This is a genomic window from Actinoallomurus sp. NPDC052308, from assembly GCF_040679195.1.
GTDB classification, from domain to species: Bacteria; Actinomycetota; Actinomycetes; order Streptosporangiales; family Streptosporangiaceae; genus Actinoallomurus; species Actinoallomurus liliacearum.
In genome coordinates this window covers 92,291-117,696 of record NZ_JBFAUM010000021.1, presented here as the reverse complement: position 1 = coordinate 117,696, position 25,406 = coordinate 92,291, and the positions used below count along the sequence as shown (strand labels likewise).

The window sequence follows — 25,406 nt, the reverse complement described above, 5'->3', positions numbered from 1 at the left end:
CAATGGAGCGCTCGCGCTTCGCACCCGACCGAGGACTCACATCGCGCATGCTGCTGACGATGTTCCTGCTGGGGTTGCTGTACGTCGTCTTCGTCGGGTTCTTCTTCGTGTTCGTGCCACGGCTATGGCTGGTCGTCCTGGTCATCGCCGTGGCCTTCCTCCTCGCCCAGTACTTCTTCTCCGACCGCCTCGCGCTGTTCGCCATGCACGGGCGCGTGGTGTCGGCGGAAGAGGCACCGGAGCTGCACGGCGTGATCGACCGGATCTGCGCCATGTCCGACATGCCGAAGCCGAGGGTGGCGATCGCCGACACCGACGTGCCGAACGCCTTCGCCACCGGACGCAACCAGCAGAACGCCGTGGTGTGCGTCACCACGGGCCTGCTCCGGCGGCTCGACCCGGTCGAGCTGGAGGCCGTGCTGGCCCACGAGCTGTCGCACGTCGCCCACCGCGACGTCGCGGTGATGACGATCGCGTCGTTCCTCGGCATCCTGGCCGGCCTGCTCACGCGGTTCGGCCTCGAGTGGGGCCTGTGGGGCGGCTTCAACGACCGTAATCGCAACAACAACGACCAGAGCACCGCGATGGTGCTGCTGGTCGTCATCGGCGTCAGCGCCGCCGTCTACGCCATCAGCTTCCTGCTGACCCGCGCCCTGTCGCGGTACCGCGAGCTGTCGGCCGACCGCGCCGCGGCGCTGCTCACCGGGCGGCCCTCCGCGCTGGCGGCCGCGCTCACCAAGGTCACCGGCGAGATGTCCCGCATCCCGACCAAGGACCTGCGGGCGGCCGAGCCGTTCAACGCCTTCTATTTCGCGCCGGCCTTCACCAAGGGCATCAGCATCTCCACGCTCTTCTCCACCCACCCGTCGCTGGACCAGCGGCTCGAGCAGCTCGCCAAGATCTCCGCCCAGCTCGGCAGGGGAGTGTGACCATGGGGTTCCTCGACACGCTGCTGGGCCGGTCGAAGCCCAAGAAGCCCGACCTCGACCGGTTGTTCGCGCTGCCGACCGCGGCCGTGACACTCGAGGCCGCGGCCGACCTGACGCCGACGGGCGTCGGCGCGGTCTGCTTCCGGGCGGCCGAGGGCGCGGCCTTCGCGCAGATCGAGAAGGACGTGCGCGAGCTCCTGGACGCCGGCGACGGACCGAAGGTCGAGCTGAGCACCGACTCGTACGGCTACACCTGGCTGGTCGCCCGGCACGCCCCGGCCGACCTGGTGGGCCTGGTCACGGACCTGCACGCGGTCAACGCCGCCCTGGAGGCCGGCGGGTTCGGCCCGCAGCTGCTGTGCTCGCTGGTCGCCTTCACCGGACCGGACGGCAGGCGCTTCGGCCTCGTCTACCTGTACAAGCGCGGCACCTTCTACCCCTTCGCCCCACAGCCGGGCGAGAAGCGGGACAACGCCCTGGAGCTGCAGGTACGCGGCGCGGTCGGCGCCGACCTGCCGGTCGAGGGCGACCTGAGCCGGTGGTTCCCGGTATGGGGCGCTCCCGGGCTGTGACCCTCGTTCTGGAGAGCGTCGGCGTTCGCCGCGGCGACGCGGTCATCCTCGAGGACGTCGGCGCCACCATCCGATCCGGCCGCTGTACGGCGATCGCCGGGCCCAGCGGCGCGGGCAAGTCGACGCTGCTTCGCCTGCTCAACCGGATGCTGGAGCCGACGAGTGGCCGCGTCCTGCTCGACGGCACGCCGCTGCCCGCGCTCGACGTCCTCGCGCTGCGCCGCCGCGTCGGCCTCGTCGCCCAGCAGCCGACCCTGCTGACCGACACCGTCCTGGACGATCTGCGGGTCGGCCGTCCCGACCTGGCGGAGGAGGACGCACGTTCGCTCCTCGTCGAGACCGGTCTGCCCTCCGCCTTCGTCGACCGCCCGACCGCCGGCCTGTCCGGGGGAGAGGCCCAGCGCGTCTGCCTCGCCCGTACGCTGGCGCTCCGCCCCGAGGTGCTCCTCCTCGACGAGCCCACCTCCGCCCTCGACCGCGCCAGCGCCGAGGCCATCGAACAGGTCGTCAAGGACCTGCGGGCGGCCGGCGGCACCGCCGTCCTGGTCAGCCACGACACCGCACAGGCCCGGCGCCTCGCCGACGACGTCCTCGTCCTGCGCGCCGGACGACTCACCGAACACGGCCCTCCCGAGGAGATCGAGTACCTGCGGGCCGTGGCGTCGTGAACGAGGAGGCCGCGTGAGTGAGCGGAGCGAGCGAGCCATGGGCGCAGTGTCTCTGGTCGCCCCTCCGACGAAGGAGGCCGCGTGAGTGAGCGGAGCGAGCGAGCCATGGGCGCAGTGTCTCTGGTCGCCCCTCCGACGAAGGAGGCCGCATGACTCACGAGGTGCACGTCCCCTCGTGGCCGGGCGTCGTGGCCTCGCTCGCACTGGTCGCTCTGGCGCTCGGCATCGTCGCGCGGGCGCGCCTGCGGATCAGCCGCGACCTTGTCATCGCGGCCGTCCGCGCGGGCGTGCAACTCGTCGCCGTCGGCGCCCTACTGCTCGCCATCTTCAAGTACGCCGGGCTGCCGGGGGCGTTCGCCTGGGCGGCGATCATGGTGGTGATCGCCGGGCAGGTCGCCGGTCGGCGCGGGTCCGGGGTGCCCCGGTCGCGGGTCGCGGCCACCGCGGGCCTGGCCGCGGGCGGTGGCACGACGCTGCTGGCCCTCGTCCTGCTCGACGTCATCCCCGCCCAGGCACGCGTCGTCGTCCCCGTCGCCGGGATGATCATCGGTGCCTCGATGCAGGCCGTGGGTCTGGCCCTGCGGCGCGTACGCGACGCGGTCACCTCCGGCCGGGCCGCGATCGAGGCCCGCCTGACGCTGGGCCTCACCGCCCGGGAGGCGTTCGCCCCGCACACCCGCGACGCGCTGCACACCGCCCTGCTACCCGTCATCGACTCCACGAAGGTCGTCGGGCTGATCACCCTGCCCGGCGCGATGACCGGTCTGATCCTCGGCGGCGTCGACCCGCTCACCGCGATCCGTTACCAGATCGTCGTGATGTACATGCAGCTCGCGGCCGCGGCCGTCAGCGCGTACATCACGACCCGCCTCGCCGAGGCCACGCTCTTCGACGAGGCCCACCGCCTCCGCGTCTAAGTTGTACAGCAAGTTGTACACCTACCAAGTATCCTTGGAGCCATGACGTCCTTCGCGCTCTCCGTGCATCCGCTGTCCGAGGTGCGCCGGCGTCTTTCCGAGACGGTCGCGCGATTCCGGCGCGAGGGTGCGTCCGCAGAGCCTGTCGTCTTCGGATCTCAGCGCAAGCCCGAGGCTGTATTGCTGCCGTATGCGGCGTACGAAGAGTTCGTGGAGTACAAACGCCGCCGCCGTGCCCTCGATCTGGCCGAGGGGTCGGTCCGGGCTGAGGGACTCGTTCCCTCGGCGGAAGCGGTCGCACGAGCAGAGCGCTGGGCCAGAGGTGAGATCAGCGAAACGGACATGTACGAGGAGACTCTGCGGCAGTATCGGCGTCTGTGAGTAACGATCCCTACACAGATTCGTCAACCGGCGTCCTCATCAACAAGCTTGGCATCAGTGACCCGGATGAGTTGGCGCAGGCTGAGGCCGACCTGACCTACCTGGCGCTCGCCCGGCTTGAGATCCGCCGGTTGCCGGGCGAATACGACCTTGCTCACTTGCAAGCCTTCCATAAGGCGATCTTCGGTGACATCTACTCGTGGGCCGGTGAGTTAAGAACCGTCGTGATCGCCAAAGGCCAGACTTTCTGCCTGCCGCAATACATCCAGTCGGCCTCGGACGAGATCTTCCGTAGCCTGTGCCGCGAGCGCTACCTCAGGAGGCTCGAACGGAGCCCGTTCGTCGAAAAGGCTCGCCTTCTATCTGGGGGAGGTCAACGCCATCCATCCCTTCCGAGAAGGCAATGGCCGTACCCAACGCGTTTTTTTCGGGCAGCTCGCTCGAGACGCGGGCTTCCAGGTCAACTGGCAGGAACTCAGTGCGAACCGGAACACAGAAGCGTCGATCGCCAGCATGCTGGGCGATCCTAAGCCGATGCTCCGGCTGCTGAACGAGCTCGTCGAGCCGGCTTGACCCGCCCACCTACAGCAGCAGGATCCCTGGCGGACGCCGCCGGTCGAGGGCGGCGACCGCCAGGGTTCGGACGGCTATGGGAGGGCGAGCATCTGGTCGAGGGCGGCGCGGGCGTAGTGCGCGGTCTCCTCGTCGACCGTGATCTGGTTGACGACCTCGCCCCGGGCCAGGGACTCCAGCGACCAGACCAGGTGCGGCAGGTCGATGCGGTTCATCGTCGAGCAGAAGCAGACGGTCTTGTCCAGGAAGACGATCGTCTTGTCGGGATGCCGGTCGGCGAGTCGCTTCACGAGGTTGAGCTCCGTGCCGACGGCCCACGCCGACCCGGCCGGGGCCTGGTCGAGCATGCGGATGATGTACTCCGTCGACCCGATGTGGTCGGCCTCCTTGACGACCTCGTGGCGGCACTCGGGGTGCACCAGCACGTTGACGCCGGGGATGCGCGCCCGTACGTCGTCGACGGACTCCTTGCTGAACCGCCCGTGCACCGAGCAGTGCCCGCGCCACAGGATCATCGTGGCGGCCCGCAGCTCGTCCGCGCCGAGCCCGCCGTCCGGCCGGTGCGGGTTGTAGACCACGCAGTCGTCCAGTCCCAGGCCCATCTCCAGCACGGCGGTGTTGCGGCCCAGGTGCTGGTCGGGCAGGAACAGCACCTTCGAGCCCTTGGAGAACGCCCACTCGAGGGCGCGGCGGGCATTGGAGGACGTGCAGACGGTGCCGCCGTGCCGGCCGACGAAGGCCTTGATGTCGGCCGAGGAGTTCATGTACGTGATCGGCACGACGTCGTCGGCGATCCCCGCGTCCTCCAGGACCTCCCAGCACTCCTCGACCTGGTCGTAGGTCGCCATGTCGGCCATCGAGCAGCCGGCGGCCAGGTCCGGCAGGATGACCCGCTGGTCCGCGCCGGTCAGGATGTCGGCGGACTCGGCCATGAAGTGCACACCGCAGAAGACGACGTACGGCGCCTGCGGCCGGGCCGCCGCCTCCTGGGCGAGCTTGAAGGAGTCGCCCGTGACGTCCGCGAACTGGATGACCTCGTCGCGCTGGTAGTGGTGGCCCAGCACGAACAGCCGTTCGCCCAGGGCGGCCTTGGCGGCATGGGCCCGCTCGACCAGGGCCGGGTCGGAGGCGGGCGGCAGGTCGCCCGGGCAGGAGACCCCGCGCTCGCTCGCCGGGTCGGCGCCGCGGCCGAGGAGCAGCAGGGGGCTGCCGATGTCGATGGTCACTGGGAGGCTCCCTTGACAGACTTATCGTCTCTTTGACGATACGTCATCGTACGCGGCGTCGGTCAAGCCGCCGGGAGCGGCTGTGAAAGAACCGGTCCATTGGGGAATGCCCCCGGGCAGCGGGTACGTTGTGCGGAGAGGCAAGCGACAACACCACGGCCGCCACAAGGCGACCGAGCCAATCGGGAGTCAGCACATGACGGTTCCAGCCGAGACCGGCACGCAGCAGGGCGTCGTCCTCACGGACGCCGCGGCGGAGAAGGCCAAGAGCCTGCTCGACCAGCAGGGCGAAGAAGGTCTCGCACTGCGTGTGCAGGTCCAGCCGGGTGGGTGCTCGGGCCTGATCTACCAGCTTTACTTCGATGACCGCCAGCTGGACGGTGACCTCGTTCAGGACTTCAACGGCCTCGCCGTGCGCGTCGAGCGGAAGAGCGTCCCCTACCTCACCGGCGCCACGATCGACTTCGTCGACAGCATCGAGAAGCAGGGCTTCACGATCGACAACCCGAACGCCAGCGGCTCCTGCGCCTGCGGCGACTCGTTCCACTGAGCCTTTAGGGCTTCACGCGACGATGCCCGTGACCGGGTCCACCCCGGGCACGGGCATCGGGCGTTTCAGCGGCCGGTGACGCAGTACCCTTGCCGGGTTTGGACCGCCATTCGAGACGGCCTCGCGGTGATGACGGGGCCGCCGAACCGACGAGGAGATCGACGTCGTGCGCATCGCTGTAGCCGGCTCCATCGCCACCGACCATCTGATGAGTTTCCCGGGCCGGTTCGCGGACCAGCTCATCCCCGACCAGCTGCACACCGTGTCCCTTTCCTTCCTCGTCGACGAGCTGGAGATCCGGCGCGGCGGCGTGGCGGCCAACATCTGTTACGGCATGGGCCTGCTCGGCCAGCGCCCGGTCCTCGTCGGCGCGGTCGGCGACGACTTCGCCGACTACCGCTCCTGGCTGGAGCGGCACGGCGTGGACACGTCCGCGGTGCACGTCTCCGACCTGCATCACACCGCCCGGTTCCTGTGCACGACCGACCAGGACCACAACCAGATCGCCTCCTTCTACGCGGGCGCGATGAGCGACGCCCGCCAGATCGAGCTGCAGCCGATCGCCGAGCGCCTCGGCGGCATCGACCTGGTCCTCATCGGCGCCGACGACCCCGAGGCGATGATCCGCCACACGGAGGAGTGCCGCACCCGGGGGATCCCGTTCGCCGCGGACCCGTCGCAGCAGCTCGCCCGGATGGACGACGTGCGGGAGCTCATCGACGGCGCCGCGTACCTGTTCACCAACGAGTACGAGGCGTCGCTGTGCGAGCAGAAGAGCGGCTGGTCGAGTGAGGAGATCCTCTCCCGCGTCGGCGTCCGCGTCACCACGCTCGGCCCGAAGGGCGTGCGCATCGACCGCGTCGGCGAGCCGAGCCTGCACATCGACGCGGCCCCGGAGGTCCGGAAGGTCGAGCCGACGGGCGTCGGTGACGCGTTCCGTGCCGGGTTCCTGACCGCGCTGGCCTGGGGACTGTCCCTCGAACGCGCCGCGCAGACCGGGAACCTCATCGCGGCGCACGCGCTGGAGGTCGCCGGCCCGCAGGAGTACACCCTCCACGGCGAGCGCTTCGTCGAGCGGTTCGCCGACGCGTACGGCGAGCAGGCCGCCGCCGAGGTCGCCCAGCACCTCTGACCAGTACCCGAAGCGCTCGCTCCGCCGCCATTCGCCGGAGCGAGCGCTCACCCGTCAGCGGCCGCGCGCCATCGAGATTGAAGAGCGGCGGCAACGCAGCAACTAGAGCGTGAGCGGCGCGCGCCGTCTGGACTGAGGAGCGCAGGGAGCGTAGCGACCGGAGCGACGAGGGAAGACGGCGCATTGGGCGCCGCGAACCGCGCTCGCGGAGCGGGCGCCATTCAATAGGTGCGGCGTACGTGGAAGGCCCAGCCGCGGGGGAGGGTCTCCTCGCGGACGAAGTCCTGGGACTTCATCCGGCACCACGCGGGCACGTCGGTGCGCGCGGCTACGTCGTCGGCCTGCACCGCGATGATCTGGCCGACCGGCACCTCGCCGATGCGCTCCGCGAGCATGATGATCGGGATGGGGCACTTACGGCCGAGCGCGTCGATCGTCAGGACCGGCAGCGGCCCGTGATACGCCGGGGGCGTCGCCTCCCGCGGCGTCTCCCGCTCGGCCCGGCGGCGCCTCAGCCCCATCGCATCTCCCTACTCAATGACTGGTCACCCCCGCCGTACGGCGGAGTCTGGCCACGGCTCCGGGAAGAACCGCGAGGAAACGGTCGACGTCGGTCGCGCTGGTTCCGCGAGGGAGCGATACCCGGACGTTCCCGTGGGTAATCACCCCCATCGCCTCCAGGACGTGGCTGGGACGCAGCGTATCGGCCGTACAGGAACTGCCGGAAGAAACGGCGAAACCGAGCCGGTCGAGTTCGGTGAGGAGCGCCTCGCCCTCGACGTACAGACAGGAGAACGTCACCAGGTGCGGCAGGCGGCGTACGGGGTCGCCGATGACCTCGACGTCCTCGACGAGTTGCGGCACGCGGTCGCGGATCCGGTCGACCAGCGAGGACAGCCGCGGGCCGTCGCGTTCCAGCTCGGCCGCGTACGCCTCCAGCGCCGCGGCGGCGGCGACGGCTCCGGGGACGTTCTCGAACCCGGGGACCCGGCGGCCCTCACGCTCGTCCTCCGGGAGCGGCGACCGCCACCGGGTGTTCTTCCGGATGACGAGGACGCCGACGCCCGGCGGCCCGCCCCACTTGTGGGCGCTGGCGGCGAGCAGCGACCAGCCGGTGGGCACCTCGATCCGGCCGGCGGACTGCGCGGCGTCGACGAACAACGGGACGCGCGCCGCGCGGCACGCCTCGGCCACCTCCGCGACCGGCTGCAGCGTGCCGACCTCGTGGTTCGCGGACTGCAGGCAGGCCAGTGCCGTGTCGGGGCGCAGCGCCGCCGCGAACTCCTCCGGGTCGACCCGGCCCGTACGGTCCACGCCGACCGTGGTCACCTTCCCGCCCTCGCGCTCGTGCAGCGCCGCGGTGTGCAGGACGCTGGAGTGCTCGACGGCGCCGACCACCAGGTGGCGGCCGGTCCGGCGGCGGGCCGACAGGGCGCCCAGCATCGCCAGGTGCACCGCCTGGGTGCCGGAGGAGGTGAAGTACGTCTCGTCGGGGCGCACGCCGAACGCGACGGCGACCTTGGCTCTGGCCTGGTCGAGCAGCAGCCGGGCGCGCCGCGCGTCGCCGTAGAGCCGCTGCGGGTCGGCCCAGCCGCCGTCCAGCGCGGAGACAAGGGCGTCCCGGGCCGCCGGATGCAGGGATTCGGTGGACGCCGCATCGAAGTAGGCCACGAAGAAGACACTAATGGGGGTCCCAAGTGGGTGTCCGCGACCCTCACGCTAATGTTTGGTCGACAAGCGTGAACATCGAACTGATCGCCCGGAGATTCGGGCTTCATCGTGGGAAGGCAATCCGTGAGTCCGACCCGCCGTAGGAAGCGGCACATGCACGTGCGCACTGGAGCGCCGAGCCCGCGGCGACGCATGCTGCAGGGCGCCGTGGTGCTCTCCATGTTGGCGCTCGCCACGACGGCGTGCTCAGGCCAAGGCAAGCGTCTCGGTCTGCCGACACCGGTGACCGAGCAGGCCAAGCGCGTCGTGACCCTGTGGCAGGGGTCATGGATCGCGGCGTTCGTCGTCGGTGCGCTCGTGTGGGGGCTGATCATCTGGGCGGTGCTGTTCCACCGCAAGCGTTCTGACCAGCTGCCGCCACAGGTCCGGTACAACCTGCCGATCGAGATGCTTTACACCGTCGTGCCGTTCATCATCATCGCGGTGCTGTTCTACTTCACCGCGCGCGACGAGACGTATCTCAACAAGGTCAGCAAGACGAACGATCCGGGCCAGGTCACGCAGGTCAACGTGACCGCCTTCCAGTGGAGCTGGCAGTTCGACTACCCGCAGTACCACACGAAGCCGATCGTCGGTCAGCCCACGAGCCCCGACGCCACCAACAAGCCCGTCCTCGTCATCCCGGTCGGGCAGCGGGTACGCTTCCACCTGGTCTCGACGGACGTCATCCACTCCTTCTGGGTCCCTTCGTTCATTTTCAAGCGGGACATCCTTCCCGGTGCCCGCAGCGGACAGGACTTCGAGGTCACCCCGACCAAGACGGGGACGTTCGAGGGACGCTGCGCTGAGTTCTGCGGCGTCGACCACAGCCGGATGCTCTTCCAGGTGAAGATCGTCACGCCGCAGGAGTTCCAGCAGTTCATCTCGAGCCACCAGGCGAGCGGGAGCGCTCAGTGACCACGACCATCACTCATTCCACCCCCTCCGCGCCGGCGTTCCGGCCGCGGCCGAGCAAGGGCCGCGTCCTCGTGTCGTGGCTCACGTCCACGGACCACAAGGTGATCGGGTACATGTACCTGATCACGTCGTTCGTGTTCTTCGGCATCGGCGGCATCATGGCGCTGCTCATGCGCAGCGAGCTGGCCAAGCCGGGCCTGCAGTTCCTGAGCAACGAGCAGTTCAACCAGCTGTTCACCATGCACGGCACGATCATGCTGCTGATGTTCGCGACGCCGCTGTTCATCGGCTTCGGCAACGTCATCATGCCGTTGCAGATCGGATCGCCGGACGTGGCGTTCCCGCGCATGAACATGCTGAGCTTCTACTTCTTCCTGTTCGGTAGCAGCATCACGCTCATCGGATTCCTCACGCCGGGCGGCGCCGCCAGCTTCGGCTGGTACGCCTACACCCCGCTCTCGGACATCGTCCGGTCCCCGGAGGTCGGAGGCGACCTGTGGATCATGGGTCTGACGCTCTCCGGCCTCGGCACGATCCTCGGTGGCGTCAACTTCATCACGACGATCTTCTGCATGCGGGCGCCGGGCATGACGATGTTCCGGATGCCGATCTTCACGTGGAACATCCTGCTGACCTCCATCCTCGTGCTGATGGCGTTCCCGGTCCTCGCCGCCGCGCTGCTGGCCCTGGAGGCCGACCGTAAGCTCGGCGCGCACGTGTTCGACCCGGCCACCGGCGGTGCGATGCTCTGGCAGCACCTGTTCTGGTTCTTCGGCCATCCAGAGGTCTACATCGTCGCGCTGCCGTTCTTCGGCATCATCACCGAGATCCTGCCGGTGTTCAGCCGCAAGCCGGTGTTCGGTTACATCGGCCTGGTCGGCGCCACCATCGCGATCGCGGGCCTGTCCGTGACCGTGTGGGCGCACCACATGTTCCCCACCGGCCAGGTGCTGCTGCCGTTCTTCTCGTTCATGACGTTCCTGATCGCGGTCCCGACCGGTGTGAAGTTCTTCAACTGGGTCGGCACGATCTGGCGCGGGCACCTGACGTTCGAGACGCCGATGCTCTGGTCGATCGGCTTCCTGGTGACGTTCCTGTTCGGTGGCCTGACCGGCATCATCCTGGCCTCGCCGCCGCTGGACTTCCAGCTCAACGACTCTTACTTCGTCGTCGCGCACTTCCACTACGTGCTGTTCGGCACCGTGGTCTTCGCGATGTTCGCGGGCTTCTACTTCTGGTGGCCCAAGATGACGGGGAAGATGCTCAACGAGACCCTCGGGAAGATCCACTTCTGGCTGCTGTTCATCGGCTTCCACACCACCTTCCTGGTCCAGCACTGGCTCGGCGCGGAGGGCATGCAGCGGCGTGTCCCGGACTACGCCAAGCAGTTCACCGCGCTGAACGTCGTCTCGACCATCGGCGCGTTCATCCTCGCAGTGTCGATGATCCCGTTCCTGTGGAACGTCTTCATCACGGCGAAGAGCGGCAAGCGGGTGAACGTCGACGACCCGTGGGGCTTCGGCAACTCGCTCGAGTGGGCGACGTCCTGCCCGCCGCCGCGGCACAACTTCACCTCGATTCCGCGGATCCGGTCGGAGCGCCCGGCGTTCGATCTGCACTACCCGCACACGGACCAGGCCGCGGTGACGGCCGGAGCCGGGAAGGAGGACTGACATGAAGATCGAGGGTTACCTGTTCGTCTTCTGCGCCCTGTTCTTCGCGGTGATGGACGCCATCTACTGGCTGTGGTCGCACGACCCGACCGGTACGACGGCGCTGGCGCTGACCATCGGCCTGGCGGGCCTCACCGGTTTCTACCTGCTGTTCACCGGCCGGCGGATCGACCCGCGGCCGGAGGACGACAAGGACGCCGACATCGCCGAGGGCGCCGGTGAGCTCGGATTCTTCAGCCCGCACAGCTGGTGGCCGCTGTTCACGGCGCTCGCCGCCGCGACGGCCGCGCTCGGCGCCGTGTTCGGCTGGTGGCTGCTGCTCATCGGGATGCTCGGGGTCGTCCTCGCGGCGATCGGGTTCGTCTTCGAGTACTACCGAGGCCACTTCTCGCACTGAGGCAGAGGTAACGGAAGGCCGGCACCGCGCAGGTGGTGCCGGCCTTCCGTATGTCCTGGGCCGTACAGAAGTCTCGGCGAACACCACGGCGGCCCGCCCGGTTTGGCCGGGCTTCGCCCCACGTGCGCGGTCGGGCGCGCGACGTTCACCGAGCATTCCGCGCACGCACTGAGAGCCCGCACCCGCGCCTTAGGCCGGGTCGCGGCGCGGGGCGGGCAGGGCGCGGTCCGGGCGGCCGACGGCGTGCGTCGTGGCTCGCCGCGGAATACAGGCGGCGCGGTGGGCCTCAGGCCGCGTGGCGGCGGGTGGCGGCGATCCAGCGGTCCAGCAGGGCGGCGGCCGCACCGGAGTCGATGGCCTCCAGGGCGCGGGCGTACGCCGCCGCGAGGGTCTCGGTCAGCGCGTCGGCCTGAGGGGCGCCCTCCGCCGCCACGAGCGCCGCTGCGGCGTTGAGGGCCACGATGTCGCGCACCGGGCCGCGCTCCCCGCCCAGCACCGCGTGGGCCACGCGGGCGTTGTGCGTGGCGTCGGCGCCGCGCAGGTCGTCCGGGGTGGCGCGGGGGATGCCGAGGTCGGCCGGGTCGAAGACGGTCTCGGTGGCGGTGCCGTCGCGGACCACCCAGATGACCGACGTGGAGGTGGTGGTCAGCTCGTCGAGCCCGTCGTCGCCGCGGAACACCAGCGACGAGCAGCCGCGCTCGGCGAACACGCCGGCCATGATCCCCGCCATGCGCGGGTGGAACACGCCCACCGCCTGAGCGGAGGGCCGGGCCGGGTTGGTGAGCGGCCCGAGGAAGTTGAACACCGTCGGCACCCGCAGCTCGGCCCGCGTCTTCGAGGCGTACTTGAGCGCGGAGTGGTAGAGCGGCGCGAAGCAGAACGTGATGCCGACCTCGTCGGCGACCCGCGCCGTCGCCTCCGGCGGCAGGTCGATGACGACGCCGAGCTCCTCGAGCAGGTCCGCGGCGCCGCAGGACGACGACGCGGCACGGTTGCCGTGCTTGACCATGCGCGCGCCGACGGAGGCGGCGACGATCGCGCCCATGGTGGAGACGTTGACGGTGTGCGCGCGGTCCCCGCCGGTGCCGACGAGGTCGACCGCGCGCCCGGGCACGGTGATGGGCCGCGCGTGTCCGAGCATGCCCTCGGCGAGCCCCGCGACCTCGGCGACGGTCTCGCCCTTGGCCCGCAGCGCGACCGCGAAACCGGCGATCTGCACGTCGGTCGCCTGACCGGACATGATCTCGTTCATCGCCCAGGCGGTCTCGTCCGATGACAGCGACTCGCCGTCGATCAGCGCGTTGAGGAGCGCGGGCCACGTCGTACGCGGGTCCATGGGTGCCTCTTCGGGGTACGCCGGCGTCCGCGGCGGCGGACGGCTACTGGACGGACAGGCGGGGCTCGGAGTCGCCGACGCGCCCTTCCAGGCGGCGGCGCATCAGGTCGGCGACGCCCTCGGCCAGCGCGACCGGGTCGATCGGCTGGGAGGCCACGGCGTCGGCGCGGGACCAGGTCGCCAGCCAGCCGTCGTCGCGGCGGGCGATGATGACCATGATCGGCGGGCAGTGGTAGATCTCGTCCTTGGCCTGCCGGCAGATGCCCATGCCGCCGGCCGGGCGCGCCTCGCCGTCGAGGATCACCACGTCGATGTCGCCCCTGTCGAGGTGGACGAAAACCGCGGGCTCCGTCGCGACCTCGACGAACTCGACCTTCGGCAGGCCGGGCGCGGGGCGGCGGCCGATCGCGAGTCGCACCTCGTTGCGGGTGTTCGCGTCGTCGCTGTAAACGAGGACCTTCATGGTCTCTTCGGTGCTCATCGGCTCATCCATGGGTTACGTGGTCGCGTGATACGTGCCCGATGCTACCGGGAGATGGCGCGGGGCGGCGGGTAGGGCCGTCCGTCCGGGGCGCGGGCGACGTGCTGTGAGGAGGCGAATCGCCTCTACAGGGGGGTCCTGCACGGAGCGCGGGCAGGTGCCGCAATAATGCTGCCCGTGGCAACAGCAACCGCGACAGAAACGGCACCCCGGTCCCACGCCAACCGGCCCAACCTCGTAAGCGTGGGCACGATCGTGTGGCTGTCGTCTGAGCTCATGTTCTTCGCGGCGCTGTTCGCGATGTACTTCACCATCCGGTCGGTGACCAAGGGGGACGGCGGCGCGTGGCCCCAGGCCCACTTGGACATCCCGTACGCCTCGGCCAACACCTTCATCCTGCTGATGTCCAGTGTGACCTGCCAGATGGGCGTGTTCGCCGCGGAACGGGGTCAGGTCAGGCGCCTGGGGTCGATCTTCAACCTCAAGCGCTGGGGTCTGCGCGAGTGGTACGTCCTGTCCTTCCTCATGGGCGCGGTCTTCGTGGCCGGCCAGCTGAATGAGTACCGCAGTCTCATTCACGAGGGCACGACGATCTCCAGCAGCGCGTACGGCTCGGTCTTCTACCTGACCACGGGCTTCCACGGCCTGCACGTGACCGGTGGACTGATCGCGTTCATCTTCATGCTGGGACGCACGTACGCCGCGAAGCGCTGGACACATGAGCAGGCGACGAGCGCCATCGTCGTGTCCTACTACTGGCACTTTGTCGATGCGGTCTGGGTGGGGCTGTTCTTCACCATCTACGGGATCGACAAGATCTTCACCTGACCCAGAACGAGGGATCTCTTCCGTGAAATGGATCACCGCATGGCGACGGCGCCCGTGGGCGGGCTACGCCGTTGTGCTGGCCGCGCTCGCGATCATCGGCGTCGCCTACGCCGGTGTTTCGCCGCGCACTGACCGAGCACAGGCGGCCGCCGCGGCGGCGTCGGACCAGGACGTGGCCAAGGGCAAGCAGCTGTTCAACCAGGCCTGCTCGAGCTGCCACGGAGCCAACGCCGAGGGTACGAAGAACGCCCCCAGCCTGCTCGGCGTCGGCGCGGCCTCGGTCGACTTCCAGGTCAGCACCGGGCGGATGCCCGCCATGAACCTCGGCGCGCAGATTCCGCGCAAGAAGCCGGTCTTCAACGAGGAGCAGACGCGTCAGATCGCCGCGTACATCGCCTCCCTCGGCGGCGGCCCCGCGATCCCGTCGAAGGACCAGGTCGACCCGGCGAGCGGCGATGCGGCCATGGGCGGCAAGCTCTTCCGGGCGAACTGCGCGCAGTGCCACAACTTCGCCGGTTCCGGTGGGGCACTGACCGGAGGCAAGTACGCCCCGCCGCTGACCAAGGCGACGCCCGAGCAGATCTACGAGGCCATGCTCACCGGTCCGCAGGCCATGCCGGTCTTCAACGACACCACGCTGACGCCGGCGCAGAAGCGGGCGGTCATCGCGTACGTCACCCAGACCCGCAGCGAGCCGAACCCCGGCGGCAACGGTCTCGGCCGGGTCGGCCCGGTGGCCGAGGGCCTGGCCGGCTGGCTGGTCGGACTCGGACTGATCGTCATCGCGGCGATGTGGATCACCGCCAGGAAGCCCAAGAAGAAGCACAATGTCTGAGACCAACGAGACTCACGGAGCGCCCTCCGAAGAGGAGCGGGCGCCCAAGCGCGTCATCGGAACTCCGGCGCAGGTGCAGAGCCATGACCTGCTGCCGTCCGAGGGTGACGGCGGGGAGAGCACCGGGTACAAGCTGGATCCGGTGAAGGCGCGCAAGGCCGAGCGTGCGGCGGCGTTCTTCTTCTTCCTGACCTTCCTCGCGGGCGTCGCGTTCATCGTCTTCTACGCCGTGTGGCCCGGCCACGTCGGCAACGACGACATCGTCCGCGCGATGCACTCGAACTACGCCCTGGGCAGCGCGCTCACGGTGATCTTCCTCGGCATGGCCGTCGGCATGACGATCTGGGTTCGTCACCTGATGACGACCAAGGAGATCATCCAGGAGCGGCACGACCTGGAGTCGCCGGCCGAGGACCGGCAGGTCTTCAACGAGTACTTCCTCCAGGGCGCCGAGGAGAGCGGCATCACCAAGCGGCCGCTGCTGCGCCGCTCGCTGCTGCTGGCCTCCGCGCCGCTGGGTCTGCTCCCGCTGATCCTGCTGCGCGACCTGGGCCCGCTGCCGGAGAAGAAGCTCCGCCACACCTCGTGGAAGAAGGGCACCCGGCTCGTCGTCGACGGCACCGGCCAGCCGCTGAAGCCGTCCGACTTCAACTCCCCGGGCGGCATCATCACCGTCATCCCGGAGGGCGCCGAGGACAACCTCGACGAGCTCGCCAAGGCCACGGTGCTGCTGATCAACGTTCCGGAGGACCAGCTCAAGGTCAAGAAGGGCCGGGAGAACTGGAACGTCGGCGGCATCATCGCCTACTCCAAGATCTGCACGCACGTCGGCTGCCCGGCCGCGCTGTACGAGCAGACGACGCACCACATCCTGTGCCCCTGCCACCAGTCGACGTTCGACGCGCTCGACGCCGCCAAGGTCATCTTCGGTCCGGCGGCCCGGCCGCTGCCGCAGCTGCCCATCGGCGTCGACTCCGAGGGCTACCTCATCGCGACGAGCGACTTCCACGAGCCGGTCGGACCCAGTTTCTGGGAGCGGGGGAGGCCCAAGGCATGACAACCCTCATCGGCGACCGATTCGATGAGCGAGGATCGGTGAGCGACCAATGACGACGCAAGCACCCCCGAAGGCGGTCGACGGCGCGATCGGCTTCCTCGACGAGCGCTTCGGCACCGCGGGATTCCTCCGCGGCAAGATGAAGAAGGTCTTCCCCGACCACTGGTCGTTCATGCTCGGGGAGATCGCGCTCTACTCCTTCATCATCCTGCTCGCGACGGGCACGTTCCTGACGCTGTGGTTCAAGCCCAGCATGTCCGAGGTCGTGTACAACGGGCACTACACCAAGCTCGTCGGCGTGCACATGAGCGAGGCGTACAGCTCGACGCTGAACATCAGCTTCGACGTGCGCGGTGGCCTGCTCATGCGGCAGATCCACCACTGGGCCGCGATCATGTTCGTGGCCTCGCTCACGGTGCACATGCTGCGCGTCTTCTTCACCGGCGCGTACCGCAAGCCGCGCGAGGTCAACTGGCTGATCGGCCTGGGCCTGTTCACGCTGGCGCTGCTGGAGGGCCTGTTCGGCTACTCGCTGCCGGACGACCTGCTCTCCGGCACCGGTCTGCGGATCACCCAGGGCGTCATGCAGTCGATCCCGCTGGTCGGGACGTACCTGTTCTACTTCGCCTTCGGCGGCGACTTCCCGGGTCACGACTTCATCCCGCGCCTGTACACGGTGCACGTCCTGCTGATCCCCGGCATCCTGCTGGCGCTGGTCGGCGCGCACTTCATGATCCTCTGGCACCAGGGGCACACCCAGTTCCCGGGCAAGAACCGCGCGGAGAAGAACGTCATCGGCAAGCCGTTCTACCCGGTGTTCATGATCAAGGCCGGTGCCTTCTTCATGTTCACCTTCGCGGTCATCGCGCTGCTCGGAACGTTCGCCCAGATCAACCCGATCTGGCTGTTCGGCCCGTACACGCCCGACGCGATCACGGCCGGCTCGCAGCCCGACTTCTACATGGGCTTCCTCGAGGGCTCGCTGCGCATCATGCCCAACTGGGAGACCAACCTGTGGGGTCACACGGTCTCGTGGAACGTCCTCGTTCCCGCGCTCGTGCCACTGGGGCTCATCATGACCGGCGCGGCCCTGTGGCCGTTCATCGAGCAGTGGGCCACCGGCGACAAGCGGATCCACCACATCGCCGACCGGCCGCGGAACGCCCCGTTCCGTACCGCCGTCGGCATGACCGCGGTCACCTTCTACGGTCTGCTGTGGCTGGCCGGCGGTAACGACGTCCTCGCCGACAAGTTCCACGTGTCCCTGTACGCGACGACGTGGTTCTTCCGGTTCGCCGTCTTCATCGGCCCCGCCATCGCGTACTTCGTCACCAAGCGGCTCTGCCTCGGCCTGCAGCGCAAGGATCAGGACATCCTGCACCACGGTGTCGAGTCCGGCGTCATCATGCGGCTGCCGAGCGGCGAGTTCATCGAGGTCCACGAGCCGGCGCGCGACGAGGACAAGGCGGTGCTCACCGGCAAGAAGCCGCTGCCGGAGCTGGAGATCGAGGACGAGGACGAGAACGGCGTTCCCGCGCCGTCCGCGCGTGGCCCGCTGGGCAAGCTGCGCAAGAACCTCAACCGCGCCTTCACCGTCGACGACGTCCCGGTGGACGGCCACGACGAGGGGCACGACGACACCAGCCCGCACGCGGAGGAGGACCTCCAGCCGGGCGGCGTCGAGCCCGGCGGCACCGGCGGCAGCAGGGCGATCAGCCACCACTGACGCCGCCGCCCGCACACGAGTACGGCCCGCCACCCGATTCCGGGTGGCGGGCCGTTCCGCGTGTTCTGGAAGGAGAGGCGCCGAGCACGAGGGGCGACTCGCCTACGCGGGCCGCGGCGTGATCGCCGGGGCGGGCACGGGCGGACTCGCCGGCGCCGCTCGCCCCGGCCTGGTCAGTCCCCGTCCGGCAGGCCGAGGGCGAACGCGGCCTCCAGGTCGTGCTGGGAGTACGTGCGGAAGGCGATGTGGGTCTCGGTGTGCGTCACACCGGCGACCTTGTTCAGGCCGCCGGGAATGACATCCGCGATCTGCTCGTACTGCCGCACGCGCACCAGCGCGACCAGGTCGAACTCCCCGGTCACCGAGTAGACCTCGCTCACGCCGTCGAGGCCGGCGATGATCTCGGCGACCTCCGGGATGCGCGAGACGTCGGCCTTGATGAGCACGATGGCGGTGATCACGGAATGCCTCCTGCGTGGGTTGCGCGCGATGTCGGGTCGCCCGTCGCAAAGCCTAGTGGAGCGGGCTGTGCTGGATGGCGCCCGCTACGTCCAGCTGAGGGCGGCCGACTTGCGGGCCACGGTGCCGCGCCGGACGAGCAGGCCGACGATCACCCCGGCGACGAAGCCGTAGATGTGCGCGACGTACGCGGTCTGGCTCTGGCTGTCGCCGAGGCTGAGCCACTGGAACACGAAGAACTGGGCGAGCAGCGTCCAGGACGGCAGCCGGAACGGGAAGATCGACAGGATCAGCGCGATCGTCCGCGACCGCGGATAGAGCACGAGGTGGGAGCCGAGCACGCCTGCGATGGCGCCCGACGCGCCGACCAGGGGGGTGTCGGAGCCGGGGTACGTGATCGCGAAACCGTACGCCGCGATGTAGCCGACCAGGAGGTAGAAGACCAGGAACCGGAGCCGTCCGAGGCGGTCCTCGGTCGCCGCGCCGAAGATGAAGAGGTACACCATGTTGCCGAGGATGTGGGCGACGCCGCCGTGCAGGAACATCGACGACAGCGCGGAGAGCCACGGCCGCTTGTGGAACGGCTTCGGGGCGCAGACGTGGGCGACCTCCTCCGGCACCGGACTCTGCCGGTTCGAGACCATCTCCTTCGGGACGGCACCGTACTTCAGCAGGAACGTCACCTGCTCGCACCGGCGCTGTTCGACGCCTTCGTCGTGGTGGCCGATCGAGGCGATCGGCGACAGCAGGAAGATGACCACGTTGGCGGCGATCAGCAGGTAGGTGACCAGAGGCGCGCGCCGCGTCGGCTGGTTGTCGTACAGCGGCAGCGCCACACCTGCTCCTATCGCATCGGCCGACCGGCGCGGTCAACCTTACGGGAATCGGGGCGTACGACGGCGCTCTCGATCCACTGACGCACGCTCTCGGCGCCGTGCGGCGGACAGGTCCAGGTGCCCTCGACCTCGACGAGGCGCACGCCGGGGGAGTCGAGCCAGCGCAGCACGCATTCCATCTCCTCGGCGGAGGCTCGCGGGGTGGCCCCGATGCCGGGCCGTACGGTCTCGGCGGTGGCGACCAGTGCCTCGACGTACGGGACGGGGTGGGCGTGCGGGGGGACGGTGCCGGCGGCGGCGAGGCGCCCGTGGCGGACGACGTGCAGCTCCCAGCCGCCGTCGAAGGCGGGCCGGGCCGCGACCAGCTGAGCGAGCCCGGCCAGGGCGGACAGGCGCTGGCAGCGCGCCGCGCCGCGGACGAAGGCGGCCAGCCGGTCGCGCTGCACCGCCGCCTCCTCGTACCGCAGCTCGCCGGCGAGCCGGTCGATGCGGGCCCGCGCGGCGGCGACGACCGGGCGGACGTCGCCCTCCAGGATCCGCCGGGCCAGGGAGGCGTGGCGGGAGTAGTCCTCCGGCGCCTGCCGGCCCTCGCACGGGGCACCGCAGCGGCCGAGCTCGGCGAGCGCGCAGGTGGCGGCCCGGCGGGTCTCGATCAGCCGCAGGGTGAGCCGCTGGGTGCACTGGCGCAGGGGGACGGCGTCGTGCACGGCGGCGCGCGCCTCCTCGGCCGTGCGGGTGCTGCCGAACGGGCCGAGGTAGGCGGCGTCGTCGTCGCGCACCTCCCGGACGATCGACAGCCGGGGGAAGGGCTCGGCGGTGAGCTTCAGCCAGACCGCCCGCTCCGGGTGGCGCGACCGGCGGTTGTAGCGCGGCTTGTGCGCCGCGATGAGCCGCAGCTCGCGGACCTCGGCCTCGAGGGGGCTCGCGCACACGATGGTGCGGACCCGCTCGGCGATGCCGATCATCTCGCGGACGTGCCGGCGGGTCTCCGAGGCGGTGAAGTAGGAGGTGACGCGGCTGCGCAGCCGGCCGCTCTTGCCGACGTAGAGCACCTCGCCGCGCGCGTCCTCGAAGAGGTAGACGCCCGGCGCGGCGGGCACACCGTCGGCCAGGTGGCGTTTGCTCCGCTGCTCCGGCGTCGGCGCCCGCTGGAAGCCGGTGAGCTCCTCCAGGGTCTCCACGCCGAACGCCCCGGCGCGCTCCAGCAGGCCGTGCAGGACATCGACGGTCGCACGGGCGTCGGTGAGCGCGCGGTGACAGGGCTCGACACGGGCCCGGAAGAAGCGGGCGAGGGTGGCGAGCTTGCAGTTGGGGACCTCGTCGCGGGTGAGGACGCGGCGCGCGAGGTCGGCGGTGTCCACCACCGGCGGCGCCGGCCAGGGCCGCTCCTGCGCGGCGCAGGCGGCCTTCAGGAAGCCCATGTCGAACGGCGCGTTGTGCGCGACCAGGACCGCGCCCCTGGCGAACTCCAGGAACGACGGCAGGACCTCGCCGATGCGGGGAGCCGCCACGACCATCTGCTGCGTGATGCCGGTGATCACCGAGATGAAGGGAGGGATCGCCATCCCGGGATCGACGAGGGTGGCGAACTCGCCCACGATCTCGCCGCCGCACACCTTGACCGCGCCGATCTCGGTGATCGCGTCCTCCTTGGCCGACCCTCCGGTGGTCTCGAGGTCGACGACGACGAAGGTGACGCCGGCAAGCGGGGTGCCGAGGTCATCGAGGGTGCCCTGCACCGCAGGGCCGACGGAGGCCATGGCGGAACCGTACGCGGGAAGACCGACAATCGTTCCGGCGGCCGGGTGCGGGGGCCACCTCGCGGTATCCACATTCGGCGCGGCGACCCCGCGCGCGGATACCTTGTGGTATTCGTCGGAGGGATTGCGGACCGCAGGTCGCCGAGGCGTCTACGCTGGGCAGCGACGGCGACACGGAGCCCGGCGCACGCGTCCCGGCGCACGGCCCCGCGACCATGAGGAGCAGACCATCGACACCGGCCCGGGCGAACACCTCGATCAGCCGCTCCCCGAAGCGGTGCGCCAGCGTGTCGTCGAGGCCGCGGCCGGCGTCATCGGCGGGCTGCGCCCCGACGAGGTCCCGGCGCCGCTCCGGCGGGTGGCCCGGTTCGAGCCCCGGCGCCGTGCCCGGCTGGCCGCGACGCTGATCGCCGCCCAGCTCGAGGACGACAGCGGGTTCCGCGAGCGCGTCGCCGACGTCGTACGGGAGAGCGAGCCGGTGCTGGCCGAGGCGGTCGGCTCGGGCGCCGTGCCGCCCGCCGCGGACCCGGTGACCGTGGCCGCCCTCGCGTACCTGCTGCGCCCGCCGGACTGGGCCGAGCGGATCGAGACCGCGCGCCGGGACCTGGAGCGGTCGGCGGCGGCCGCCGAGGACGCCAAGGTCATGCGCCAGGTCGCCGAGCTCCGGGATCAGATCGCCGCGGTGAAGGCCACCCGGTCGGAGGAGACCGAGAAGCTCCGCGCCGAGCTGCGTGAGCTGCGCACCGAGAACGCCGAGCTGCGCAAGCGGCTGCACGAGGCGCGGGGCAAGGCGAAGCGGGAGCACGCGCGGGCGGAGGAGCTCGACCGAAGGCTGGGGGAGGAGCGCGCCGCGTCCTCCGTCGCGGCGGCCGGCGCCGAGGCGGAGCTGCGCCGGCTGCGCAGCCGCCTGTCACACGCCGAGGCCGCCGCCGAGAGCGCCCGGCGCGCCGCCCGCGAGGGCCGCAACGTCGACGAGGCCCGGCTGCGCGTCCTCCTCGACGCCCTCACCGACGCTGCCAAGGGGCTCCGCGACGAGATCGCGCTGCCGACCGGCATCACCCGGCCGGCCGACAGCGTCGGCGGCATCACACCCAGTCGCCCCGGGCACCGCACGCTGCCCGGACGGGCGCTGGCCGACAGCGACCCGGCGCTCCTGGACCAGTTGCTCACCCTTCCGCAGGTCCACCTCATCGTCGACGGCTACAACGTCACCAAGACCGGGTACGGCGACCTGCCGCTCGCCGACCAGCGGTCCCGCCTCGTCTCGGGCCTGGGCGTGCTGCACGCGCAGACCAAGGCGGAGGTGACGGTGGTCTTCGACGGCGCGGAGCTGAACGCCCCCGTCGCCGTGCAGGCGCCGCGCGGTGTGCGCGTGCTGTTCAGCGAGCCCGGTCAGACGGCCGACGAGCTGATCGGCCACCTGGTCCGCGCCGAGCCGAGCGGGCGCGCCGTGGTGGTCATCTCCTCCGATCAGGAGGTCTGCGACTCGGCCAGGCGGGCCGACGCCCGGCCGGCGCCGTCGTCGCTCCTCCTCCGCCGTCTCGGCCGCACCTGACCGTCCGTTCCCGCCCTGGCCCGCGCGATATTGCGCGGGGAATTGTCGGTGGGTCCTCGTAACGTCTGGCAATGACGACGACACGAGGAGGAATTCGTGCTCATCGACTGCGACAAGTGTGAGCTACGCAACGTCGGCTGTGCCGACTGCGTCGTCACCATGATGCCCGCCATCCCCGAGCCCGGCCTGGACCTTGATCCGCTCGAGCGCCGCGCGCTGGGCATTCTCGCCGCGGAGGGGCTGATCCCGCCCCTGCGAATGACGATCTCCATCGACCGCGCATCGTGACCATCCGCGCGCGCCCTGTTGCTCAAATGACGTGAATTGCTCGAATTCCCGGAGAAGCGGTTGTTACCAGCGTGAGACTTGACTAGTCTCACGCGCTGAGCCGGTCGCTGGTTCGTCGCCCCCCAGGCGACGGCGACGGCTTCCGCCGAGTCGTCACGTTCGGTGAGGACGCCCGGGCTCCGGGCCGTAGGATCCTCACCGGCACGACGAGCCGGGGAACCAGGTTTCAGGGGTGAATCGGAGTGCTGTGCGCTCCGTAGGGCGACTTCCACGCCCGAATCCGTCAGCTAACCCGGTAGGCGGACAGTGGGAGAGGGGCGTGCCGCAAATCGTGGCAACAGAGCGCAGTGCCGACGGTTCGGCCGTCGGACGGCCGATGAGCGGTTGGATCCGCGGTCGCACGTTGGCCACCCTGTGCGTCGCCGCCTCGGCGGCGCTGGCTCTGCCGGCCGGTACGGCCGAGGCGAAGCCCAAGGAGACGCTGAGCCAGGCGAAGGCCAAGCTGGCCAAGCTGAACTCCCAGGTCGACCACCTGGACAACGACTACAACAAGGCCAAAGAGCAGTGGGCGGCGGCCGACAAGAAGCTGAAGGCGCTCAAGGCCTCGGTCAAGCAGCAGCGCCAGTCGTGGGCCGAGCTCCGCGTCCGCGTCGCGCAGATGGCCGCGTCCGCGTACAAGAACGGCTCGAACGGCGCCGACATCCCCGCCCTGGTCTCGGCCAAGGACCCGCAGACGGTGCTCGACCAGATGTCGGCCTTCGCGCAGGTGTCCAAGAACCGCTCCACCGAGCTCACCCAGTTCCTCAACGCCGCCCAGTTGCTGCAGCGGCAGCAGGCGCAGGCCGAGCAGGGCACCACCGACCTGGTGCAGAAGAAGAACGCCCTCCTCGCCAAGAAGAAGAGCATCGAGAAGTCGGTCGAGCAGCAGAAGGCCCTGGTCAAGAAGCTGGGCCCGGCGGCGGACTCCGGTGGCGGCGGTGACACCGGTCCCGTGGCGAGCAACTGCGGCGGCGGCTACCAGGGCTCGGCGACCGGCAAGGCGCGGACCGTGCTCGAGTGGGCCTACAGCAAGTGCGGCACGCCGTACCTCTACGGCGGCACCGGCCCGCGGTACGACTGCTCCGGCTTCACGATGAAGGCCTACGCGGCGGCGGGCAGGACCATTCCCCGCGTCGTCCCGGACCAGTACGACGCCACCAGCAGGGTCACTCCCCAGTCCGCCCTGTCCCCAGGGGACCTGGTCTTCTTCGACAACCTCGGGCACGTCGGCATCTACGTGGGCGGCGGCAAGTTCATCCACTCGCCGCACACGGGCTCGTACGTCAAGATCGACAGCCTGAGCAACCCCTGGTACAGCTCGCATTACGTCGGCGCGGGCGCGCTCTAGGAACGGATCATCATGGCCAAGGAGCGTACGATCATGCCCAGGACCGGCCGCCGGTTCCTGACGACCGTCGGGTTCGTCGCCGTCGCGGGGCTCACCCTGCCGGTGGTTCCCGCGCACGCGGACCCCGGCTCTTCGCTGAGCGCGGCGAAGAAGGAGCTCGCGCAGCTGAACGACAAGGTCGACCAACTGAGCAACCAGTACAACCAGACCAAGGCGGACTGGAAGGCGGCCCAGAGCCGGGTCAACGCGCTGAGCAAGTCGGTGCAGGCCGAGCGCAAGACCTTCCAGCAGCTGCGGCTGCGGGTCGCGCAGCTCGCCGTCGACGCCTACAAGACCGGGGACAACGGCTCGATCCCCGAGCTGGTGAGCTCCAAGGACCCGGACGCCGTGCTCTCGCAGATGTCGGCGTTCAACCAGATCGCGCACAACCGGTCGGCGGAGTTCCAGCAGTACCTCGCCTCCGCGCAGCGGCTGGAGCGTGAGCAGGCGCTGCGCGTCCAGGCCGCCCAGCAGCTCACGGCCAAGAAGAACCAGCTCGAGGCGCAGCGCAAGCAGGCCAACGCGGCCATCCAGCGGCAGCTCAAGCTGGTCCGCAAGCTCGGCGCCGGCATCGATCCGGGCAGTTCCAAGGAGAACTGCTCGGTCCTCGCCTCGGGCAAGGCGGAGATCGTGCTGCAGTTCGCCTGCGCCCAGCTCGGCAAGCCGTACGTCTTCGGCGGCTCGGGCCCGAGCACCTGGGACTGCTCCGGGATCACGATGGTCGCCTACCGCAAGGTCGGCATCAAGCTCAACCACTGGGTGCCGGACCAGTGGGACGCCAGCCGCCGGGTCTCCAAGGCCGACCTGCAGCCCGGTGACCTCGTCTTCTTCCATGACCTCGGGCACGTCGGGTTCTACCTGGGCAACGGCAAGTTCCTGCACGCCCCGCACACCGGCGACGTCGTGAAGATCTCCAACCTCAGCGACGCCTGGTACACCTCGACCTTCATGGGCGGCGGCCGGCTCATCTGAGACCGACCGACAACTGAACAACGGACGCCGACAGGCCGGGGGGACGGACTCCCGGCCGGCGCACCGAGGCGCGGACCGGATCCGGTCGGCCTGCCGGCGTCGACACCTTTCGAATCTTCCGCACCGACGGTGCGGATCGCGGCGCACGCCATGTGCCGCTCGGCCGGAGGGGGCCTCGGTCAGCGGGGCGCGGTTCGACAC

At 69.9% G+C, this 25,406-nt stretch carries 27 protein-coding genes and 1 riboswitch; of the genes, 19 read left to right on the top strand and 8 right to left on the bottom strand.

The features are described from left to right. Positions 1-2: 2 nt before the first annotated feature. The 6 genes from htpX to AB0L00_RS34365 all read left to right on the top strand — a co-directional run bounded on the left by htpX (position 3) and on the right by AB0L00_RS34365 (position 4,040). Positions 3-929 (top strand): zinc metalloprotease HtpX, encoded by a 927-nt coding sequence (gene htpX, locus AB0L00_RS34390; protein ID WP_345357910.1) that lies wholly within the window; start codon positions 3-5, stop codon positions 927-929. A 2-nt stretch (positions 930-931) separates the two neighbouring features. Continuing rightward, positions 932-1,501, top strand: coding sequence for a hypothetical protein (locus tag AB0L00_RS34385; protein WP_364441366.1), 570 nt, complete (start codon positions 932-934; stop codon positions 1,499-1,501). Then, a complete protein-coding gene (locus AB0L00_RS34380) occupies positions 1,498-2,169 on the top strand; it encodes a phosphate ABC transporter ATP-binding protein (RefSeq protein WP_364441364.1) in 672 nt (223 codons plus the stop codon). The genes AB0L00_RS34385 and AB0L00_RS34380 overlap by 4 nt, the downstream gene beginning before the upstream one ends. 149 nt (positions 2,170-2,318) lie before the next feature. After that, a complete protein-coding gene (gene fetB, locus AB0L00_RS34375; RefSeq protein ID WP_364441362.1) occupies positions 2,319-3,086 on the top strand; it encodes an iron export ABC transporter permease subunit FetB in 768 nt (255 codons plus the stop codon). A gap of 42 nt (positions 3,087-3,128) precedes the next feature. After that, positions 3,129-3,467, top strand: a complete 339-nt coding sequence (locus tag AB0L00_RS34370) for a hypothetical protein (protein ID WP_364441361.1) — start codon at positions 3,129-3,131, stop codon at positions 3,465-3,467. Positions 3,468-3,830: 363 nt separating this feature from the next. Then, on the top strand, positions 3,831-4,040 hold the full coding sequence (locus tag AB0L00_RS34365; protein WP_364441410.1) for a Fic family protein: 210 nt from the start codon (positions 3,831-3,833) through the stop codon (positions 4,038-4,040). A 74-nt stretch (positions 4,041-4,114) separates the two neighbouring features. Here the strand turns inward: AB0L00_RS34365 and nadA are convergent, their stop codons facing one another. Continuing rightward, positions 4,115-5,266 (bottom strand): quinolinate synthase NadA, encoded by a 1,152-nt coding sequence (nadA, locus tag AB0L00_RS34360; RefSeq protein WP_364441359.1) that lies wholly within the window; start codon positions 5,264-5,266, stop codon positions 4,115-4,117. A gap of 196 nt (positions 5,267-5,462) precedes the next feature. On the opposite strand from nadA, the gene AB0L00_RS34355 reads away from it, so the two are divergent. Next, on the top strand, positions 5,463-5,816 hold the full coding sequence (locus AB0L00_RS34355) for an iron-sulfur cluster assembly accessory protein (RefSeq protein ID WP_345357932.1): 354 nt from the start codon (positions 5,463-5,465) through the stop codon (positions 5,814-5,816). Between the two features lie 166 nt (positions 5,817-5,982). Beyond that, positions 5,983-6,948, top strand: coding sequence for a carbohydrate kinase family protein (locus AB0L00_RS34350; protein ID WP_364441357.1), 966 nt, complete (start codon positions 5,983-5,985; stop codon positions 6,946-6,948). Between the two features lie 221 nt (positions 6,949-7,169). On the opposite strand, the gene AB0L00_RS34345 is transcribed toward AB0L00_RS34350, so the two are convergent. Both AB0L00_RS34345 and AB0L00_RS34340 read right to left on the bottom strand, forming a co-directional pair. Continuing rightward, positions 7,170-7,397, bottom strand: a complete 228-nt coding sequence (locus AB0L00_RS34345; protein WP_364441409.1) for a sulfurtransferase TusA family protein — start codon at positions 7,395-7,397, stop codon at positions 7,170-7,172. An 85-nt stretch (positions 7,398-7,482) separates the two neighbouring features. Then, positions 7,483-8,619 (bottom strand): cysteine desulfurase family protein, encoded by a 1,137-nt coding sequence (locus tag AB0L00_RS34340; protein WP_364441356.1) that lies wholly within the window; start codon positions 8,617-8,619, stop codon positions 7,483-7,485. Positions 8,620-8,772: 153 nt separating this feature from the next. Between AB0L00_RS34340 and coxB the strand changes: the two genes are divergently transcribed. From coxB to AB0L00_RS34325, 3 genes are read left to right on the top strand one after another with little or no spacing between them, the layout of a single operon-like run. After that, complete coding sequence (gene coxB / locus AB0L00_RS34335; protein ID WP_345357941.1) at positions 8,773-9,576, top strand: cytochrome c oxidase subunit II; 804 nt, start codon at positions 8,773-8,775, stop codon at positions 9,574-9,576. After that, positions 9,573-11,249, top strand: a complete 1,677-nt coding sequence (gene ctaD, locus AB0L00_RS34330) for a cytochrome c oxidase subunit I (protein ID WP_345357944.1) — start codon at positions 9,573-9,575, stop codon at positions 11,247-11,249. The genes coxB and ctaD overlap by 4 nt, the downstream gene beginning before the upstream one ends. A 1-nt stretch (position 11,250) precedes the next feature. Further along, complete coding sequence (locus AB0L00_RS34325; RefSeq protein ID WP_345357947.1) at positions 11,251-11,646, top strand: cytochrome c oxidase subunit 4; 396 nt, start codon at positions 11,251-11,253, stop codon at positions 11,644-11,646. Between the two features lie 286 nt (positions 11,647-11,932). On the opposite strand, the gene trpD is transcribed toward AB0L00_RS34325, so the two are convergent. Together trpD and AB0L00_RS34315 are read right to left on the bottom strand one after the other, a co-directional pair. Beyond that, positions 11,933-12,982 (bottom strand): anthranilate phosphoribosyltransferase, encoded by a 1,050-nt coding sequence (gene trpD / locus AB0L00_RS34320; protein ID WP_364441355.1) that lies wholly within the window; start codon positions 12,980-12,982, stop codon positions 11,933-11,935. A 43-nt stretch (positions 12,983-13,025) separates the two neighbouring features. After that, positions 13,026-13,463 (bottom strand): hypothetical protein, encoded by a 438-nt coding sequence (locus AB0L00_RS34315; protein WP_364441354.1) that lies wholly within the window; start codon positions 13,461-13,463, stop codon positions 13,026-13,028. Positions 13,464-13,631: 168 nt separating this feature from the next. Here AB0L00_RS34315 and AB0L00_RS34310 point away from each other — a divergent pair, with 168 nt between their 5' ends. The 4 genes from AB0L00_RS34310 to AB0L00_RS34295 are packed head-to-tail and all read left to right on the top strand — an operon-like array spanning position 13,632 to position 17,909. Beyond that, positions 13,632-14,291, top strand: coding sequence for a heme-copper oxidase subunit III (locus AB0L00_RS34310; RefSeq protein WP_345357956.1), 660 nt, complete (start codon positions 13,632-13,634; stop codon positions 14,289-14,291). Between the two features lie 22 nt (positions 14,292-14,313). Beyond that, positions 14,314-15,126 (top strand): c-type cytochrome, encoded by an 813-nt coding sequence (locus AB0L00_RS34305; RefSeq protein WP_364441353.1) that lies wholly within the window; start codon positions 14,314-14,316, stop codon positions 15,124-15,126. Then, positions 15,119-16,183 carry a Rieske 2Fe-2S domain-containing protein gene (locus tag AB0L00_RS34300; protein ID WP_364441350.1) on the top strand — a complete coding sequence of 355 codons (1,065 nt, stop codon included), beginning with the start codon at positions 15,119-15,121 and terminating at the stop codon, positions 16,181-16,183. The genes AB0L00_RS34305 and AB0L00_RS34300 overlap by 8 nt, the downstream gene beginning before the upstream one ends. Before the next feature lie 49 nt (positions 16,184-16,232). Next, positions 16,233-17,909 (top strand): ubiquinol-cytochrome c reductase cytochrome b subunit, encoded by a 1,677-nt coding sequence (locus AB0L00_RS34295; protein WP_364441348.1) that lies wholly within the window; start codon positions 16,233-16,235, stop codon positions 17,907-17,909. Between the two features lie 173 nt (positions 17,910-18,082). Here AB0L00_RS34295 and AB0L00_RS34290 read toward each other — a convergent pair whose 3' ends face one another. The 3 genes from AB0L00_RS34290 to AB0L00_RS34280 all read right to left on the bottom strand — a co-directional run bounded on the left by AB0L00_RS34290 (position 18,083) and on the right by AB0L00_RS34280 (position 20,964). Beyond that, positions 18,083-18,370, bottom strand: coding sequence for an Lrp/AsnC ligand binding domain-containing protein (locus AB0L00_RS34290; RefSeq protein ID WP_345357968.1), 288 nt, complete (start codon positions 18,368-18,370; stop codon positions 18,083-18,085). Between the two features lie 84 nt (positions 18,371-18,454). Next, complete coding sequence (locus AB0L00_RS34285) at positions 18,455-19,204, bottom strand: rhomboid family intramembrane serine protease (RefSeq protein ID WP_345357971.1); 750 nt, start codon at positions 19,202-19,204, stop codon at positions 18,455-18,457. 8 nt (positions 19,205-19,212) lie between these two features. Continuing rightward, positions 19,213-20,964, bottom strand: a complete 1,752-nt coding sequence (locus AB0L00_RS34280) for a DEDD exonuclease domain-containing protein (protein ID WP_364441346.1) — start codon at positions 20,962-20,964, stop codon at positions 19,213-19,215. A 277-nt stretch (positions 20,965-21,241) separates the two neighbouring features. On the opposite strand from AB0L00_RS34280, the gene AB0L00_RS34275 reads away from it, so the two are divergent. The 4 genes from AB0L00_RS34275 to AB0L00_RS34260 all read left to right on the top strand — a co-directional run bounded on the left by AB0L00_RS34275 (position 21,242) and on the right by AB0L00_RS34260 (position 25,205). Beyond that, positions 21,242-22,519, top strand: coding sequence for an NYN domain-containing protein (locus AB0L00_RS34275; RefSeq protein WP_364441344.1), 1,278 nt, complete (start codon positions 21,242-21,244; stop codon positions 22,517-22,519). A gap of 96 nt (positions 22,520-22,615) precedes the next feature. Further along, positions 22,616-22,807: a hypothetical protein gene (locus AB0L00_RS34270; RefSeq protein WP_364441342.1), complete on the top strand. Its 192-nt coding sequence runs from the start codon at positions 22,616-22,618 to the stop codon at positions 22,805-22,807. Positions 22,808-22,993: 186 nt separating this feature from the next. Beyond that, a riboswitch (cyclic di-AMP (ydaO/yuaA leader) is annotated at positions 22,994-23,125 on the top strand. Between the two features lie 58 nt (positions 23,126-23,183). Continuing rightward, the gene (locus tag AB0L00_RS34265) at positions 23,184-24,194 is read left to right on the top strand and encodes an NlpC/P60 family protein (protein ID WP_364441340.1); all 1,011 of its coding nucleotides are present in this window, start codon (positions 23,184-23,186) and stop codon (positions 24,192-24,194) included. 12 nt (positions 24,195-24,206) lie between these two features. After that, complete coding sequence (locus AB0L00_RS34260) at positions 24,207-25,205, top strand: NlpC/P60 family protein (protein ID WP_364441339.1); 999 nt, start codon at positions 24,207-24,209, stop codon at positions 25,203-25,205. Positions 25,206-25,406 lie beyond the last annotated feature (201 nt).

What these genes read in the sequence shown, in the direction of transcription:
- htpX (WP_345357910.1), top strand. Translation starts at nt 3, where the DNA reads ATGGAGCGCTCGCGCTTCGCACCCGACCGAGGACTCACATCGCGCATG.
- AB0L00_RS34385 (WP_364441366.1), top strand. Translation starts at nt 932, where the DNA reads ATGGGGTTCCTCGACACGCTGCTGGGCCGGTCGAAGCCCAAGAAGCCC.
- fetB (WP_364441362.1), top strand. Translation starts at nt 2,319, where the DNA reads ATGACTCACGAGGTGCACGTCCCCTCGTGGCCGGGCGTCGTGGCCTCG.
- AB0L00_RS34370 (WP_364441361.1), top strand. Translation starts at nt 3,129, where the DNA reads ATGACGTCCTTCGCGCTCTCCGTGCATCCGCTGTCCGAGGTGCGCCGG.
- AB0L00_RS34355 (WP_345357932.1), top strand. Translation starts at nt 5,463, where the DNA reads ATGACGGTTCCAGCCGAGACCGGCACGCAGCAGGGCGTCGTCCTCACG.
- coxB (WP_345357941.1), top strand. Translation starts at nt 8,773, where the DNA reads ATGCACGTGCGCACTGGAGCGCCGAGCCCGCGGCGACGCATGCTGCAG.
- AB0L00_RS34325 (WP_345357947.1), top strand. Translation starts at nt 11,251, where the DNA reads ATGAAGATCGAGGGTTACCTGTTCGTCTTCTGCGCCCTGTTCTTCGCG.
- trpD (WP_364441355.1), bottom strand. Translation starts at nt 12,982, where the DNA reads ATGGACCCGCGTACGACGTGGCCCGCGCTCCTCAACGCGCTGATCGAC.
- AB0L00_RS34315 (WP_364441354.1), bottom strand. Translation starts at nt 13,463, where the DNA reads ATGAGCACCGAAGAGACCATGAAGGTCCTCGTTTACAGCGACGACGCG.
- AB0L00_RS34310 (WP_345357956.1), top strand. Translation starts at nt 13,632, where the DNA reads ATGCTGCCCGTGGCAACAGCAACCGCGACAGAAACGGCACCCCGGTCC.
- AB0L00_RS34300 (WP_364441350.1), top strand. Translation starts at nt 15,119, where the DNA reads ATGTCTGAGACCAACGAGACTCACGGAGCGCCCTCCGAAGAGGAGCGG.
- AB0L00_RS34295 (WP_364441348.1), top strand. Translation starts at nt 16,233, where the DNA reads ATGACGACGCAAGCACCCCCGAAGGCGGTCGACGGCGCGATCGGCTTC.
- AB0L00_RS34280 (WP_364441346.1), bottom strand. Translation starts at nt 20,964, where the DNA reads ATGGCCTCCGTCGGCCCTGCGGTGCAGGGCACCCTCGATGACCTCGGC.
- AB0L00_RS34265 (WP_364441340.1), top strand. Translation starts at nt 23,184, where the DNA reads ATGAGCGGTTGGATCCGCGGTCGCACGTTGGCCACCCTGTGCGTCGCC.
- AB0L00_RS34260 (WP_364441339.1), top strand. Translation starts at nt 24,207, where the DNA reads ATGGCCAAGGAGCGTACGATCATGCCCAGGACCGGCCGCCGGTTCCTG.